The following is a 16,386-nucleotide window of genomic DNA, read 5'->3' as shown; positions in this document are numbered from 1 at the left end:
ACCCTCCTAGTTCCCGTTTTCCAAATCGAGAAGCTTCATGATATGGTCGATGATGCCAAGGCGAAGCATATCAGAGCTCGTCTTCCGCTCATCCGTCTCCTCCAGCCAATCTAACGCTTTGGAAGCGGCAGCGGCGCGAGCCGAATCACCCGAGTTCAACGCAGACTCCGCCAATTGCTTCAGTTTCGTCGCGTAGCGGATGTCGTCAATGCCCTCGCGGAATCCTTCCCATGCAAGCGTGTCGATCACATCCGTCTGTGTCGGGTAGACGAAGCCGAATGCGCGATAGGTCGCGTCTACGTAATCCGCCCACGGATTAACGTAAGGACTTTCGAAGTACCAGATGTAGTTGTAGACCGCATCATAATTTGCCTTGTACAGCCACATCCCGTGGCGCTGGCGCATCAGATCGGGATTTTCGGGTCCGGAATGCGGGTGGGCATAGTTCGTAATGATCTTGTCGTCTCCCAGCTCATGCCAGCCTTCGGATTTCTCCCGCGTCGGATCTCCAACCCAGTTCAGAAAATCTTCTTTAACCTCCAGATTGAAGTGATTGTCGTGGCCTGTCGCGTAAATTTTGGCGCCGATGTCTTCCTTCACGTATCTCCACATCTCCTGCTGCCAGAGCAATCGATTCCATTCCGCCTCATCCCAGGCGTCGAAATAGACGTTCGTATGGCCGAGAGACTGCGTAACGATGTCAAAGGCTTGCTGGACGTAAGCTTTCGGAGCGACCAGCGTCTGCTCGTAGGCGGCGTAGCGCTGCTCCATGAGCTCCTGATTCTGAGGAGTTGGATCGGCTTCATAAGCGGCCTTGGCCTGCAGGTATTGTGTCCAGATCGAATAGTCTTCGTTGGACGGGAACAATGGACCGACGCCGAACAGCGGATTGAGATCCATGCCCGCTTCTTCCATCAGCTCCAATTGACGCAAAAATACTTGAGGGTTATTGACGTCGATGCTGGTATTCGTAGGCAAATTGATGATGTTGTGTTCCACCAGATTGCGGTAGTGGTTGCGCAGCCTTGTTTCGGAGAGCTGTACGTCGCCGCTGAAACCTTGCAACGTATCCTTCATGCGGGCATTGTGATAAATCATGGTGTAGAAGTCTTTGTCCAGATCGTAGTATGTTTTCGGTGAAGGCAGCTCGAAGGGGAACACTCGAATTTTCAACGTGAGCTGTCCGGCCGGTACGCCGTCCGCCGTCATATTGATCGTACCGGTGTAAATGCCTTCCGCCGTTCCGCTCGGCACCTTGGTCGTTATCCATATCTGCTTCGATTCCCCTTGCTTCAGCTCGATCGGCAATAGCACCTCACTGTCTTCGACCGGGGCGGTGAACGAAGAGAACGCCGCAGGAGGGCTGCCGGAGATGTCCACATATTGCGAGCCTGCAGGATAATCGACGCGCAAGGAGTTGCGCTTCGTCTCATGATCGACAAGGATCAGATTCTCGTCGTGCAGCAGCAGCTCAGGCGTCAGCACATCCTTCGTGTCATCGTAGAAGTAGCTCTGCCAAGCTGTCCCGCCTTGGTACCATGTCTTGACGACCCGCAGATCAACTTCGGAGGCCGGAATCGTTCCGGCGGTTCCTTGCAGATCGTTCACCGTGAAAGTAACCGAAGCCGCATCGGCAAGCGGAACGATAACGAACGATGATGCTTCGAAATCCCCTTGGGCCGATACGACCCGAATCTGATCGCTAATCTCGCCGTCGGTCGGAATCGTATTCGGCAGCCGCTTCTCGGGACTGAGCGCCGGCACGTCATACACGATAAACGGCGTGTCCGTCCATACCCCGGCAGCGCCTCCGGCATCCATCGCCAATTGCAGAGCATTCTCCAAAGTCCCCTTCGTTGCCAAGCCTTCGTCATGCGACAGACCCGGAGTAGCGATGGCGGCATCCGCGACGCTCTTCACCTGCTGCAGATAAGCGCTCAGTTGCGGCCGGGTCGTCTGTCCGATCGCCGTACCGAGCTTCCCGCTCAGATCGGTCAACTGCGCCAGCGTCCAGGCCCCTGAAGTCGAAGCGCCCGTTCCCGAATTAGCGAACGCGGATGACGCCACTGTCAGCAACAGACAAGCAACGAGCATTGCATACCTATAACGTTTACGCATAATCAAATTCACTCCCGTCAAATTGAAGTCGTTTCAAACCTCATTTTCTCCTCGGGCAGCTCTATGATGTAAACGCATACAAAAACTGTGAATATTCCGCAAACTCCCTCCTCTCACGATGCTGCAGCCAGCTTGTCCAACTAGTAAAATTTGACTTTCACTTTCACATTATAGCATGAATTTTATATATATGAAATATTTTTTTAGAACCCATTTGGGCCCAATTGCATGCAAGCTAGTTTCGATTTCAGTATCGTCAATTAATTCCCGCCCCAACTTTTCAATCAGGTTGCTTCTATTACTGTTTCAATTTTAAGCTCTTTCCCCCGTGAAATGGGCTTTTTTAAATATTTCACTCCTTTTTTAAATTTACGGAGTGCAACCGCTTGCTGTAATGTGATGCATGAAAGGAGCACGATAACATGCAAACGAGTGCAGCGGTTAAACCTGATGACAGCCGCCCGACATCAACAGTTGAAGTAACGAAGAAACGCGGATTTGTATTTGAATTGCTAAAAAACAAAGTACTTTATTTGATGGCCATTCCCGGCATATTGTATTTTTTGATTTGGCATTACTTGCCTATGGTGGGCATTGTCATCGCTTTCAAAAATTACAACGTCATTGACGGCATTTTTGGCAGCGAATGGGCAGGCTTTAAAAACTTCGACTTTCTCGTCAAATCTGGCGATATATTCCGCATTACGTTCAACACTCTGTTTTTGAATACATTATTCATCGGCTTCGGCACCTTGTTCCAGGTCGGCATTGCCATAATGCTTAATGAAGTGGGCAAGTCCTGGTTCAAAAAACTAAGCCAATCGCTATTGCTTCTGCCCTATTTCATCTCCTGGGTCGTCGTCGGCGTGTTCGTCTATTACATCTTCGCTACGAATACCGGCATGCTTAACGGATTGCTGGGATGGTTCGGCATCGACCCGGTGCCTTGGTACCAGAGTCCCGAATTCTGGCCGGCGATTCTGACGGCTACTTACATCTGGAAGTGGGTCGGCTACGGCAGCGTTATCTATCTGGCCGCCATCGTCGGCATCGATTCAACGATCTATGAGGCGGCCAAGATTGACGGCTGCAGCAAGTGGCAGCTTATTCGCTACGTCACGATTCCGATGCTGATGCCGACTATTATGGTATTGACGCTGCTGTCTATCGGCGGCATTTTCTACGGCGATTTCGGCATGATCTTTAACATTGTGAAGAGCAACGTACTCATCTTTGAGACGACTGACGTCATCGACACGTATGTCTATCGCTCCTTCCAGGGCACCGGCGGAGGCATGGGCAGCATTGCGATGGGCAGTGCGGCTGGCGCGCTGCAATCGTTCCTCGGTTTCGTTACCATCATTACGGCCAACTGGCTGGTAAGAAGATACAATCGCGACTACGCGCTTTATTAGGAGGTGAGCATAGATGAACACTGTAACTCGCAAAAAAAGAATTTCTCCTTCCACCCTCATGTTGTATATCGTATTGACCGGAATGTCCCTGTTCACGCTGGCGCCGTTCCTGCTTGTCCTGATCGGCTCATTGACGCCGGAGATAGAGATCGTACGCAACGGGGTCAGCTTCTTCCCCAAGGATATCACTTTCAGCGCCTACACCTTTATCTTTGAGCAAAATAAGGACATTCTGCGCTCTTACGGCGTAACGATCTTCGTCACGATCGTCGGTACGGCTTTAAGCGTAGCTCTTACATCCATGCTCGCATATGTCATCAGCTTGAAGTCGGTGAAATACCGGAACCATATCGCCTTTTTCGTCTACTTCACGATGCTGTTTCAGGGCGGGATGATTCCCTGGTACATTTTGAACGTCTCCTATCTGGGGTTGAAGGATTCCTTGCTGGCTCTTATATTGCCTATGTGCATTAATCCGTTTTTCGCCTTTCTGATGAAATCTTATCTGCAGAATATCCCGGAATCGCTACGGGAATCCGGCATTATCGATGGCGCCGGGGAGTTTCGCATCTTTCTGAAGATCGTGATGCCGATCTCTATTCCCATCATTGCGACGATCACCTTGTTCTATATGCTCATGTATTGGAATGATTTCTACCTGTCTCTGTTCTTTATAGAAAGCGAGCATCTCGTATCGCTCCAGTATCACTTGTATCGCATACTCTCGACGTTGAATTATCTGGCCAGCTCCTCCACGACTGGCGAAGGGGCCTCATCGAGCGCCACCATCATCTTGCCTAACGAAAGCGTGCGTCTTGCAACGACGATCTTGACGATCGGTCCGATCGTATTCGTCTATCCGTTCATCCAGAAGCACTTCGTGAAGGGGATTACGATCGGAGCTGTGAAAGGCTAAGGCATCACTCGGTTTATTCCGATTGAGCATATATTATAATGTTATTAGGGGGAATGACCATGTCCAGCAAGACTCAGAAGATGTTATCTACGATGCTAGTCGCCATCCTGCTCGCCGTAGCCGTCGTCGGCTGCAGCAGCAACGGAAACGGCAACAATTCGGGCAAGAGCAACGGCAGCAACGGAGAAAATTCCGGGAAATCGGAATCCACTGCGGCTCCCGAAGAGAAGAAGGAAATCGTCACGATTAAAAGCATTTATCCAGGCGACAAGCCTGCCGGAACGGACGCCGTACTGGAAAAAGTAAACGAAAAAATGGCGGCGGACATCGGCGTAAAGCTGGAGCTTACATTCGCGCCATGGGATCAATACGCGAACAAAATTACGCTGGATGCCGCCACGAGCAACTCCATCGACTTCTTCTGGAACGGCTCTTCGCAGCTGGTCAGCTATTATTCCCAAAAGCTGCTGGCCCCGATTGACGAGCTGATGGAGCAGCACGGCCATGCAATCTATGAAAACATCGACAGCATGCTGTTCGAAGGGATGAAGATCGACGGCAAGCTGTATGGCATTCCGAGCACGGGCAACTCGCCGAAAGCGAGTATCTATCAATCCATCCTGTACAGAGACGACTTGAGGGTGAAGCATAACTTGCCGGTACCGGATTCCGTCGAGAACTTCGAAGCCTTCCTGCAAGGCATTCAGGACAACGAGCCCGATCTGGTGCCTCTGACTTCCGCTTCCGTCGCCTACATTCTAATGAACCAATTCGGACCGGAAGAATATCTCGCCGGTACAGGCAGTTCCGCAGGCTTCCAAATCAACGACGACGGCACCATTACCGTTATGCCGACGCAAGAGATGACAGGTCTGCGCGAAGCTGCCAAGCTGGTGCACGAATGGTACAAGAAGGGCTTCATTCCGGAAGATATTCTGAATATCGGCGATGTGAATGCACGCTTGACTGCAGGCGCGACTGCAGTCGTGAACGGCGCAGCCATGTCCGCTGCCGACCAGCAGAATGTGATCGCCAACAATGTGAAGGATGCCGTGCTGAACAATCAAGGCTTCGGGCCGGAGAAGAAATATATTAAAAGCCCGGGCGGCGATGCCATCTATGTGACCTCCCAGACCAAAAAAGGCGAGGCCGTCATCAAGTTCGTCAACTGGGTATTCTCCAGCCAAGAAAATTATGACTTGTACGTATACGGCATCGAAGGCGTCAACTATGAAATTATCGATGAGCGCGTGAAAATGCTGAATGAGGATTACGTGACGTTCCCGGGCTGGATGTTCAAAAATATGAATTTGCAGCGCTTCGCAGTTGGCATCACGGATGACTATATCGAGAAAATCAAGAAATGGGACGAAGGCGCGGAATTCAGCCCGCTAATGGGCTTCAACTTTAATCCCGAATCTGTGAAAACGGAGCTGGCACAGGCGCAGCAAGTATTCAACTCTTACTCCAAAACGTTGAACTCCGGCATCGTCGATCCGGAAACGATCTGGCCTGATTTCACCAAGCAAATGAAGGCGGCCGGCCAAGATAAAATCATTGAAGAAGCCCAAAAACAAATCGACGCATTCCTTGCTTCCAAGTAAGCATAAGACCTCATTGAACTGAAAATGCAATCCACGACCAGTCGGCGTTGCCGGCCGATCGTGGATTGTTGCAGTTCCAATGGCAAGTGCTTGGCGAGAAATATGAAATCATGTTATCTTTAATGCTCAGTCGACGGAATGGGAGAGATGACAATCATGGCAAAAGCATTCTTCAAACAGACAATCGTGAAATGGATGGGATCTCTCGCCCTGATGATCAGCCTGTTCATCATCGCCATCTCGATCTTCTTGTACAATTGGTACGCGAAGGATAATGTGAAGCTGTATAGCGAAATGGCTGTTCATGTGCTGCAGAATACGGCCAAATCGATGGAGATTACAGAGAAATCACTTGTCAGCACCGGATTCCTCACCTCAAGGGACAACGAAATCAGCACAATGATGAACAGCAGGCAGCCGTCATATCAGACTTATAACGCCATTCAAGACAATTTGACGGGCTTCCTCTTCTCCAATCCGATAGCCAGCTCGGTATACGTTGTCAACCCTGCTGCCGATCTGGTGCTTGGCAGCCCCTCGTCTCATACGATAGATGCCGACGAATACAGCCGCTTCATTCATGATTGGATTGCAAGTCATTATCCCGAGCAATTGGGGAGCGCAGTCATCCAATTCGACACGCATATTCCCAATGTGGAAGGGCTTACGGATCAGAAGGACAAATTATTCTCGTATATCTTCTTCCAGAGAAGAGAAAGCACAGTGGAAGACTCTTTCATGATCGTGAACGTCAAGCAAGCGGATATGCGGAATCATCTGCTCAGCATTAATCCGATGAAGGAAAGTCAGATCAACGCAATTAATTATAGCGGCGAACCCGTCTTCTCCTCCGCCGAGAAGCATCATGTCCCTCAACCTTCTCAAGATGAGGCGATTATACATCGCATGATGGAGCGGCAAGCGGATATCGGTTTTTTCCTGCACGAGGACAACGGCAGACGATCTCTTGTGACGTATGTCAACTCCGACGAGCTCGACTTAATCTTCTTCAGCGTAACGCCATACCATATCGTGCGCGAGTCCGCTATTGCCTTAAGGCTGAAAACGATCAAATTGAGCGCAGTTATTCTAATATTGGGGATTATCGCGGCTATCATTATCGCAACCTACTTCCACCAGCCGCTGCGGAAGCTGATTCATAAGCATGTACGTTCGCAGGACGACCAAGGTAGAGCCTCGGAATACGGGAACGACTTCGAGCTACTGGATCAGTTCATTGAGAACAATCAGAATAAAGCCGCTACCTTGAATCAATATGTGCAAGACAATATGCCTGTCATTAAGCAGGATTTCTTCAAAAATGTGCTGGAAGGACGCATCTCGCTGGAGAGCGAGCTGGCGACAGAACGGCTGCAGGAGCTTGGCTCCAACTTCACGCACAACCATTACAGTGTCGTCCTCTTCGAGCTGGAGCAGGCGATCAAAACTTCGCCTACCTTCAAGCCGGAAGCGGATAATCATCTGCGCCATGCCCTAATCCGTCTAATCGAAGCCGGCATGAAGCCGGTATGCAGCTGCGAAGCGATCTATGGCACTCATGAGAACCATGTCATCTTAATTCTGAACTTCGATAGCGGAGACGAACGGCTAGCGGAGAAAATTACGAGAAAGCTGCAAGCTGTTCAAGCAGCTGCGGAAAGCGAGCTGACGACCAAACCGACGATTGCCGTCGGCCGAGGAAGCTCCGATATTCGGAATTCCTATCTTCAGGCGGTGGAGCTGTTAACCTACAAGCTGAAGTACGGACTCGGCTCCCTTATTCAAGACGGCAAAGTAAATGAAGATATTCATGCATACAACATATATCCGAAGAGCATCGAGCAGCAGCTGCTCGTCAACTTTCGCGCGTTGAACGCCGGGCTCTGCGAGAAATATATCGTCGAGCTGACGGAGCAGTTGTATACCTACAGCATGAACGATATAATGCGTGCGATCAATCAGGTACTATATCATGTACTGCAAGCGACGAAGGAATTGGCCGCTTCGAAGGACGCTTCCATCGAGCTCGACTATTACGGACAATATAACAGCTTGATGAATTATGTAACACTGTCCGAATTCCAGCATAATCTGACCGTTTATTGCCAGCATGTCATCGAGCAACTGAAGACCCAGGACAATGACCGTCCTCATACGATCAAGAAAGTGCTGGATTATGTGGAAAGCAATTATCATCAAACCTCGATTTCTCTGGAAGCGGCAGCCGAGCATATCGGCTTGAACTCCAGCTATCTTGGAAAGCTGTTCAAGGAAAGCGAAAATATTTATTTCACGGAATATGTGAATCAGCTCCGCATGAACAAGGCGAAAGAACTGCTATTGACAACAAACGAAAATATTGCTTCGATTTCCGGCATGGTCGGCTTCAACAGCACCTCCTACTTTGTCACGTGCTTCAAGAAGCACGCCGGCATGACCCCTACCCAGTTCAGAAGCAACGGGTAGGGGGATTTCCCTCCTTCGCCCCCTATTCCAGACGATTTAAAAAATTCTAGGATGGACTTTTTAAAATTGAAAACGCTGTCAAACGAAACTTATGATGGTCATGCGCCACAAAAATTGAATGTAAGGAGGAAATGGATGTGCACAACGCTTTACAAAGCAATATGACACGTTGCATTTTATTGGTATGCATGGCCTTCTGTCTGGCCGCCGGTTCTTGGGGGGGGATCGCTCCGGAGCAGGCCTTCGCGGCCGGCGGCACTACTTACTACTTCTCCACGTCCGGGGACGACACCAATGACGGACTCACGGAAGCAACACCGAAGCGAACGCTGGGTGCTGCCGTCGCGCTGGCAGTCGGCTCCGGGAGCGGGGAAGGAAATACTCTAAAGTTCAGACGCGGGGACGCCTGGAATATTCCGCTCGACAATGTTGATTTATCCGGCCTGTCGGGAACGGCTGCGAAGCCGATCATATTGGATGCCTACGGCGCCGGTCCCCGTCCCGTTATCTCCAATCTGGACCTGCTGAACGATGCGGGATGGGAGAACGTCGCCGGCACTTATCAGTGGAGACATGCCATTAGCGGATATACGGATGCTTATCGCCTCTACGTCAATGACGTTCCGAAGCTGAGACAGCCTACCTCCGCCCATGTCAATACGCCTGATGAATGGGCCATGACAAGCACTTACGTCTATGTCAATACCGGGTCCGACACGGTTGCTCCGACGAATGTGGAAGTGCATCCCGTTCCGGCAGCGGGGAGTGTCCCCGTTCTGGTCATGAACGATACTCATCATGTGCAAGTAAGCGGCATCGACTTCCGCGGCGGTTCATCATGGCTTGGAATTGAAGTGCAGGCACCGGGCACCAACATCTCATTCGATAATATTTCGGTAACGAAGCTGACCAAGTACGGATTATCCGTACATAACCTTATAACGACTTCTCCAACCGCCAAAGTTGAAGATATTAGCGTAACGAACAGCTTCTTCGATAAAGTATGGGCGGACCATATGACGGTTGCGGATACGATGGAATATGGGGACGGCATTCGCTATATGCATGCAGTGGACGGCGGCGTTATTAAAGACAACCGAATCATTAACTTCGGTCATTCGGCGATCTCGCTAACAGGGTACGAGCCCGCTATGTCAGGCGTTCATCATATATTGGTAGACCGCAATGACGTGTCCGGCGGCGATGCGGGCTATTCCCGGACGATTGACGTCATCGGAATTCCGGGCAAAACAACGAATAATACAATTCGCCGAAATTATATGCACGATTACACGACGACCAGCCATGTGCAAGGCAGCTACAATCACTTCTACAGCAACATCTTCGCCGGGGTGAAAGATACGGAAGTTATCCCCCACTCCCATCAGCCCTACGCCGCCGATATGAACACATGGTACCTGGGCAGCGCCGGCCAATACATGGAGGCCCGGAATAACCGGTTCATCAACAATACGATTGCCGAATCGGAGCAGGCTTCCATGGTCATCGGGACAGCGTCGGGCGCTACGGGAACGGATATTGTGGACGGCAACGTCATCTCCAACAACATTATGACGAATTGGCATGAGAGCTATGTCGGCGACATAGCCCTGAATGTATGGCAGTCGACCGGGGAGCTGGACGTCAACAACAACAACTTCTGGGACGGCAGCGCCACGAGACCTTCCGTCAAGTTCAAAAATGATACGGCGGACAGCAAAACCGCATCCGAGCTTAATGCCACTTGTGCCAGCTGCGCGGACAATACGCAATTGGACCCGTTGTTCGCGGATGCAGCCAATCGCGACTTCCGGTTGACGGCAGGCTCGCCCGCCGCATTGAGAGAAGGCGCCAGTGTCGCTGACGTAACCTATTACGGAACAGACTTCGTCGACTACTTCGGCAATCCGGGCGATCCGTCGAAGCCGAGCATGGGCGCCGTTCAATATAGCGGGATGTCTCTGGCGAACGTATCGACAGGCGTTGTACCAACCTTCGGCGTTCCTGGCGGAAGCTATCCCGGCACGGTGACGAATCCCGTCTATTTGACGGACGGATCTACCGCATCCGGTACAAGCGTAGTCGGCAATACCGGTTACCCGATTGCCTACGTTCAGCTCGATCTTGGCACGTTCAAAGATGTCAGCATGTTTAAAATGTTTTTCCAGGCGAGCAGCCATCTGTACACATATAAGGACTTGGCCATTCAGGTGTCCGAGACAGCCGATTTCTACGACGCGTTCACGATCTACAACAATGATGAGGACAACAGCATCGGACTTGGATATGGCGAAGATGAAGAATTTATCGCAACCCCTTCTGGAACAACGATTATGATGGCGCCGAAGAAGGCGCGTTACATCCGCTTCTGGGTGGGGGGCTATGAGAGCGGTGATGGAGTGGCTAGTCCGCTTACCTACATTAAAGAGCTTGAAGTGTACGGCACGAACCCGACACCTTAATTCGCTTACCACAGGCGCGCAAGCACGAGATTATCGTGCTTGTGTGCCTGCGTGCCTGCGTATCTGCGTACTTGCTCATTCGCGTGCTTGCGTACTTGCTCGTTCGCGTGCCTGCGTACCTGCGTACTTGCTCGTTCGCGTGCTTGCGTACTTGCTCATTCGCGTGCTTGCGTACCTGCGTACTTGCTCGTTCGCGTGCTTGCGTACTTGCTCGTTCGCGTACCTGCGTACTTGCTCGTTCGCGTGCTTGCGTACTTGCTCGTTCGCGTGCCTGCGTACTTGCTCGTTCGCGTGCTTGCGTATTTGCTCGTTCACGTGCCTGCGTACCTGCGTACTTGCTCGTTCGCGTGCTTGCGTACTTGTGTGACTGCGTTTGTCCGATCACACTTCTGTCATCCCTCTCCCACTCTAAAGAGGATTTGTACGATAAATCGTACAAATTAGGTCAATCGAGCGTTCTCCTGTGGGGATTTGTACGATAATTCGTACAAAACAGCTCAATCGAGCACCCACCTGGGGGGATTTGTACGATAATTCGTACAAAACAGGTCAATTGAGTCCACTCCTGTGGAAATTTGTACGATAAATCGTACAAAACAGCTCAATCAAGCGCACCCCTGTGAGGAGTTGTACGATAAATCGTACAAAACAGGTCAATTGAGCTCACCCTTGTGGGGATTTGTACGATAATTCGTACAAAACAGCTCAATCAAGCGCACCCCTGTGAGGAGTTGTACGATAAATCGTACAAAACAGGCCAATTGAGTCCACCCTTGTGGAGATTTGTACGATAAATCGTACAAAACAGCTCAATCAAGCGCACCCCTGTGGAGATTTGTACGATATACCGTTGCTACTTAGCAACTAAAGTAAGTAAGGGCTTATCGCTCAAATGGTACATAGACTCGGAAAAGTAGAGGTAAGTGTGCGCTATCTCTCATTTTGGTCACATAGCCCCGCCAAGCGTGCCTCGTACCACCGAAAAGCAGAAGCTATCGCTCAAAATGGTCACATAGACTCGGAAAAGTAGAGGTAAGTGTGCGCTATCGCTCATTGTGGTCACATAGACCCGTCAGGCGTGCAGGCGCTATCGCTCATTTTAGTCACATAGCCCCCGCCAAGCGTGCCTCGGATTTTCGTTTAAGAAATTCTAGAATGACTTTTTTAAAATTGACAGTGTTGGCATCACAATCCTACGATGAAACTAGCGATAGTGGGATGAAAAGTGTGTATGCCATAAGCCACAAGAATTCCATAAGGAAAGGAAGTATCTCTGAATGACGACTACTAGCACTAATTTAGCGCCACCGATCGCTTCGGATACATGGGAGCGGTGGTCGCCCATGCCGCAGATGACTCCGATCTTTCATAAAGCATCAGAGGGCAATGAAGCTTGCCTGACGATCACAGCGAACGGCAGACGTCAGATGGACGGCCGCTGGATATGCTCCGCGATCCCTATTCAGGCGGAGACGACCTATCGTATTTCCGCTCAGTATTCGTGCGAAGATCATGATGACGATGCCAATACGGTTCATGCGCTGGCAACATGGAACGATGCCGATGGCAAGCTGCTTCAGGCGGACTACTTGACGGAGGCTTCCCAGCAGCCTGACGGCTGGATAGAGCTGCATCTGACGGGGCAAGCTCCTCCTGGAGCGGGGCAATTGCAGTTGGAGCTGATCTTCTTCCGTACGGCATCAGGAAAGGTGAAGTGGCGACAGCCCGTTGCAGCGGAGACTTCGCCGCTTGCCCCCCGCAATGTGAAGGTGGCGACAACGTTCCTCCGGATCGACAACGATCCGCATGCCACCGTCGATTCGCATGTGCGGACGATGCTGGAGCTGGCCGATGAAGCGGGCAGGCAAGGCGCCGATATCATCTGCTTCTCCGAGCTGATGATCAGGCCTGGCGGCGTACCGCTAATGGAAGCGGCCCAGACGATACCTGGGCCGGTAACGGAGGCGTTCTGCCGGAAAGCGCGCGAAATCGGCGCTTATATAATCGTTAACTTCCATGAGAAGGATAAGGAAGGCTTCCTGTACAACACAAGCGTCCTGATCGGCCGAACGGGCGATATCGAAGGAAAGTACCGGAAGGTGCATCTGACGGTGACAGAAGCAAAGAACGGCATTAACCCTGGCAGCGATTATCCGGTATTCGACACCGACTTCGGCAAGATCGGCATGCTGGTATGCTGGGACCACTTCTTCCCGGAGAGCGCCCGCATGATGAGATTGCACAGCTGCGAGATCGTATTCGTCTCGACGAAGGGAGACGCTGTCATGCAATGTCTGGCGGATTCGATCTCCAACGGACAATATATGGTCGTAGCGGGCTGGAACGGCGACAAGCCGTCCCGCATCGTCAATCCGCAAGGCGTTATCCTTGCGGAATCGACGCATCCCAAGCGCGAGGTGCTGGTGGAGGAGATCGATCTGAATGAGCGCTTCCGAACGTTATGGCTGTCGGTCGGACCGGGATACGGCGAAGGGCGCAGTCTTTATGTAGAAGAGCGGCGTCCGAACACCTATAGCGAGTTGAACCGCCGCTCACGCCGGAATAGATAAGCTAGCCTTAACTATTCCGACGCATAATCGAAAACAGCGTGCAGCCCCCCTCACAACAGCGTAGTTGGGGGGGCTTTTTCTGAACTAAATTTCCATATTCGGCTAATTAATGTACGATCTTAGAAAAAGCATGTACCCGAGAGGAGTGCACACGGTAAGCTCCAAGTGGAGCAGTACGAGCTTACCGGCTCGTCCTATGAGCTAACGGAAATTTACACCGGGGCCACGACCGTACAGTCCGGAAGGATCAGTCGCATCTCCTTTACGATAAAAGAAATTATCAGCCATATTCCTGAACATATACGGGAGTAATGTCTCCTTCGCCTATCTCCGGTCCTTGGGCAGCCATATCGCCAATATGCCCGCCAGAGGCAGCACGCTTGCGCCTATCATGACAGGCGATATGCCATGCGTGTCGGCCATATTCCCCAGGACGATGGCGCCAAGCGCGCCCATGCCGAACGCAAGGCCCGTAATCAGTCCTGAGGCCGTTCCGACCTTGCCCGGCAGCAGCTCTTGCGCATAGACGACGCTAACGGAGAAGCCCGACTGCAGGATGAAGCCCATCAGCGCAATTGCCGGGTAGACCCAAGCTAACGGCAAATGAGGCAGCGCCAGAGCGAACGGTGCTGAACCCAGCAGAGAGAACAGCATAACTTGCTTCCTCCCGATCCGATCCCCCATCAATCCGCCGAAGAATGTGCCTGCTACCCCTGCTGCCATGAACAGGAAGAGCGGGATCTGAGCCATCCCGATAGAGATGCCATAAGTTTCCTTGGCGTAGAACTGATAGAAATTGCCGATCGCCGCTGCATACCAAGTACGGGCAATGACAATGAATAACAGCAAGGATAGCGCGATAGCGACAGCTCGGCGCGTGAAGGAGGCGATTCCATCCTCTTCGGCATGCACCCCCTTCTTCTTCGCAGCTGCAGTTGCTCTTCCCTGCTCCTCCAGCCGCCTCGAATACCATGGCACTACCCGATATAAAATAATAATCGCCGCAAGCGCAAGCAGCGTTCCCCATATCGCTCCCCGCTGGCCTAGCGGCAAGAAGATGTAAAGCGTCATTAGCGGGGCCAGCGACTGGCCGAAATTGCCGCCAACCTGATAGAGCGCCTGCGCGAACGCCCTGCGCTTGCCTGCGGCAAGATAGACGACCCGCGAGCCTTCCGGATGAAAGACGGCTGAGCCGAAGCCGACGAATACAACAGACAAGAGCAGCAGTGCGAAGCTCTGCGCGAAGGCCATGCCGATCATTCCGCCCATGCTGCACAGCATCCCGACCGGCAGCATCCACGGTGTCGGACGCTTGTCCGACCACATCCCTACGACGGGCTGCATAATGGATGAAGTCATATTCAACGTGAAGATAATCCACCCTACCTGGGCAAACGATAGATGCATCGCATCATGAAATACAGGAACCAGGGCGGCTACAACAGACTGCATGGAATCGTTCAGCATATGCACAGCGCTGATTGCGAATAACATGGTGTATACGGTAGTCGTGCGCAATACGCTCTCCGCACGGGCTCCCGCAGCTTGAGTTGACACTGTACAGGACCTGCCTTCCAATCTATTAATTAACTAGCTAATTGCAAAACGCACGCATACCGGCGAGGATACCGCAAGAGAGTGCTCCGTCTGTGTCAGCTTCCCGCTTGCCGCATCGCGACGGAATACAATGACTGTACCGCTCTTATGATTGGCCGCCAGCAAGTAGCCGCCGTCCGGCGTAATGCCGAAGTTGCGAGGCAGCTCGCCTCCGCAGCTTACATGCTGAACCGCCGTCAGCTTGCCGTCGTCTTCGTTCACTTCGAATACAGCGATGCTGTTGTGGCCGCGATTGGAGCTGTACAGGTAGCGGTCATCCGGAGACAGATGAATATCCGCTGAATCATTGTAGCCGTCGTAATCTGCAGGCAGCGATGAATAGGTGTGCAGCGGCGTTAGCGTACCAGCATCCTTATCGACACTCAGCAATGTTATGCTGGAATCCGGCTCGTTCGCGACATATGCCACAGGTAGTGCGGAATGGAAGACGAGATGCCTCGGTCCAGCCCCTTTATGAAGACGACATACATGATGCCGGTCCAGCGTCCCCTGATCAAGATTGACACGGTAAGTGATAATTGCATCCTGTCCCAGATCGGCCACGCACACATATTCAGTGTCTGGCAGCGCGGTTATGCAGTGGGCGTTGGACTTCACATGTTGCCCCTCTCCGGCAATCTCTGCCCCTTCTTCCATGCCTCCTCCCTTCACCGAAGAAGCAGGCCGCAATTCACCGTTCGACGTAAGCGGCAGCAGCGCAGCATGGCCTCCCGTATAGTTCGCCACGAACACAGCGCGACCGTCAACAGCGACGCTGACATAACATGGATGCGCCCCTTCCGAAGACTGACTGCTCGTCGTCTCTCCCAGCAATCCGTCGGTTCCTATTGTCATGCTGACGACTCCGCCGCCCGATCTTCCGTCACTATGATCCGTCTCCTTCACCGCATACAGACGTTCGCCGCCGGGGTGAATCGCCAGATAGGAGGCATTCTCTACTCCAGCCGTGCTTTGAAGCAGCGTCAGCTCTCCCGTTCCTTTGTCCAGCCGGCACACATGAATTGTCGTTTCGCTCTGCTCGCCGTAGCATCCGATATACAGCAGTCCATCTTTCCAACCCTTTTTCATCGCGCCTGTACTCACTCCTATCTCTTTCATTTAATAAGGTGAACCTCTCGTCAATTCATTGACGAGCTTCTCAAATCATCGGGACTCGTAACCTCGTCCCTCCTTGAAGGCTAGTTCCTAGCCTGATTGAATTGCTGTGGCTACGATACA

The 16,386-nt window shown here is 51.8% G+C and carries 10 protein-coding genes; 6 read left to right on the top strand and 4 right to left on the bottom strand.

Going from position 1 to position 16,386, the window contains the following annotated elements:
• Nucleotides 1-6: 6 nt before the first annotated feature.
• Nucleotides 7-2,118, bottom strand: a complete 2,112-nt coding sequence (locus M6D81_RS29260) for a hypothetical protein (protein ID WP_262680946.1) — start codon at nucleotides 2,116-2,118, stop codon at nucleotides 7-9.
• A 422-nt stretch (nucleotides 2,119-2,540) separates the two neighbouring features.
• Between M6D81_RS29260 and M6D81_RS29255 the strand changes: the two genes are divergently transcribed.
• The 5 genes from M6D81_RS29255 to M6D81_RS29235 all read left to right on the top strand — a co-directional run bounded on the left by M6D81_RS29255 (nucleotide 2,541) and on the right by M6D81_RS29235 (nucleotide 10,981).
• Complete coding sequence (locus M6D81_RS29255) at nucleotides 2,541-3,533, top strand: ABC transporter permease (protein ID WP_262680945.1); 993 nt, start codon at nucleotides 2,541-2,543, stop codon at nucleotides 3,531-3,533.
• A gap of 13 nt (nucleotides 3,534-3,546) precedes the next feature.
• Complete coding sequence (locus M6D81_RS29250) at nucleotides 3,547-4,449, top strand: carbohydrate ABC transporter permease (protein ID WP_262680943.1); 903 nt, start codon at nucleotides 3,547-3,549, stop codon at nucleotides 4,447-4,449.
• A gap of 59 nt (nucleotides 4,450-4,508) precedes the next feature.
• Entirely contained in the window at nucleotides 4,509-6,053 is a 1,545-nt protein-coding gene (locus M6D81_RS29245; RefSeq protein ID WP_262680941.1) for an ABC transporter substrate-binding protein, read from the top strand.
• 156 nt (nucleotides 6,054-6,209) lie between these two features.
• Nucleotides 6,210-8,519 (top strand): helix-turn-helix transcriptional regulator, encoded by a 2,310-nt coding sequence (locus tag M6D81_RS29240; protein ID WP_262680939.1) that lies wholly within the window; start codon nucleotides 6,210-6,212, stop codon nucleotides 8,517-8,519.
• 137 nt (nucleotides 8,520-8,656) lie between these two features.
• On the top strand, nucleotides 8,657-10,981 hold the full coding sequence (locus M6D81_RS29235; protein WP_262680938.1) for a DUF5123 domain-containing protein: 2,325 nt from the start codon (nucleotides 8,657-8,659) through the stop codon (nucleotides 10,979-10,981).
• A 75-nt stretch (nucleotides 10,982-11,056) separates the two neighbouring features.
• Here M6D81_RS29235 and M6D81_RS29230 read toward each other — a convergent pair whose 3' ends face one another.
• The gene (locus M6D81_RS29230) at nucleotides 11,057-11,296 is read right to left on the bottom strand and encodes a hypothetical protein (protein WP_262680936.1); all 240 of its coding nucleotides are present in this window, start codon (nucleotides 11,294-11,296) and stop codon (nucleotides 11,057-11,059) included.
• A 962-nt stretch (nucleotides 11,297-12,258) separates the two neighbouring features.
• Here M6D81_RS29230 and M6D81_RS29225 point away from each other — a divergent pair.
• Nucleotides 12,259-13,551, top strand: coding sequence for a carbon-nitrogen hydrolase family protein (locus tag M6D81_RS29225; RefSeq protein ID WP_262680935.1), 1,293 nt, complete (start codon nucleotides 12,259-12,261; stop codon nucleotides 13,549-13,551).
• A gap of 324 nt (nucleotides 13,552-13,875) precedes the next feature.
• Here the strand turns inward: M6D81_RS29225 and M6D81_RS29220 are convergent, their stop codons facing one another.
• On the bottom strand, nucleotides 13,876-15,045 hold the full coding sequence (locus M6D81_RS29220; protein WP_262680967.1) for an MFS transporter: 1,170 nt from the start codon (nucleotides 15,043-15,045) through the stop codon (nucleotides 13,876-13,878).
• A gap of 96 nt (nucleotides 15,046-15,141) precedes the next feature.
• Complete coding sequence (locus tag M6D81_RS29215; RefSeq protein ID WP_262680933.1) at nucleotides 15,142-16,236, bottom strand: lactonase family protein; 1,095 nt, start codon at nucleotides 16,234-16,236, stop codon at nucleotides 15,142-15,144.
• Between the last annotated feature and the right edge of the window lie 150 nt (nucleotides 16,237-16,386).

Source organism: Paenibacillus sp. J5C2022, assembly GCF_025567625.1.
Taxonomy (GTDB): Bacteria; Bacillota; Bacilli; order Paenibacillales; family Paenibacillaceae; genus Pristimantibacillus.
This window is presented reverse-complemented; position numbering and strand designations above follow the sequence as displayed.